This is a genomic window from Runella sp. R5_40, from assembly GCF_057652295.1.
Map to the genome: position 1 here is coordinate 1 of NZ_JBYFCH010000067.1, position 1176 is coordinate 1176.

1 protein-coding gene is annotated in these 1176 nt (G+C 38.0%); it reads right to left on the reverse strand.

All coding sequences use genetic code 11. The features are described 5' to 3' along the window. Positions 1 to 17: 17 nt before the first annotated feature. A complete protein-coding gene (locus AC23N5_RS31410; protein WP_487758563.1) occupies positions 18 to 1115 on the reverse strand; it encodes an ISAs1 family transposase in 1098 nt (365 codons plus the stop codon). Positions 1116 to 1176 lie beyond the last annotated feature (61 nt).

Consider the following 1176-nt stretch of genomic DNA (forward strand, 5'->3'; position numbering starts at 1 on the left):
CAGGTTAAACGCACTTACTAATGGTTATTTTTGATGATATTGAGCAGGTAATGGTCATTCCAACCTGCTTTTTTTCGTCTCTCCTTAATGCTGTGCTTATCTTTTTGTTGCTGAAGCATTTGCAACGCCATTTTTCTAAGTGTATTGTGATTTTCACAACCGTTTCCCATTTTGGTACGGCATTTGTCTTCATCAAAACTGATGTCCAGATGCCAATGTAGTTGATTTTCTATGCTCCAATGCTCTCTAATTCTCTGATTAAAATACTTGGCATCTTGGTCTTTGCTACTGAGATAAAACCGATATTCCTCTTGAATTTTATCCTTAATTTCTCTTTGGGCATGAATCATAATCACGTTTTTAATGCCTTTCCAGTCGAATACATTTTCTATAAATTCAAGATTTTTAAGCACATAACAAGTCCTTGTTTCTATGCGTCCGCTGCCAAAATCAACGTTTTTGTCTTTTTCTAATACTGATTGATTTTGCCGCATATAATCTGAAACTTGCTCAAAGGTGCATCCTTGATTTTCCTTCAATGACAAGATATAATCGCCTCCTTTATCTAAAATCTGTGCCGCTACGCTGGGGCTGTTGGCAATGGCATCTATGCTCACCAAACTACCTTTTACATCAAGGTCGTCTATTAGTGCTGGTATAGCTGTCTTCTCGTTAGATTTTTCCTCTACCTTCAACTGACCTAAGCACAAATTCTGCTCACAGGCCCATGCAGTAATGATACAAATACCTCCTCTTTTCTTCCCACTCCTATTAGTAGCTCTGCATATCTTACCATCTATGCTGATGTGGGTTTCCTCCAAAAACATCTTCAATGATGCAGAATGTTGATACAAACACCCGCTAAACTTGTCTTTATCCAAAAATCTAAACACTCGGGTTATTGTGTCATGGGAAGGGATGCCGTTTGGTAAATCTAAAAAAGTGCCTAAAAACGCCTCTTTCTCTCTACCATAAGTCTCTATCTCCTCGTCTGTCTCTGCTCCACATAATACAGCACATAAACTCAATAGTAAAATATCACCCAATTGATGCTTCTTAAAGAAGTGTTCACGCCTAAAATCGGGTATTTCTGCAAAAATCTTTTTCCAGTCCATCCACAAAAATACTGCCTAACACTTTCTTTCTAAAACTCCTAGGCTAAGTGCGTTTAACCTA

Bases quoted from the DNA above. Each gene is read 5' to 3' on its own strand.
- AC23N5_RS31410 (WP_487758563.1), bottom strand. From the start codon at position 1,115: ATGGACTGGAAAAAGATTTTTGCAGAAATACCCGATTTTAGGCGTGAA.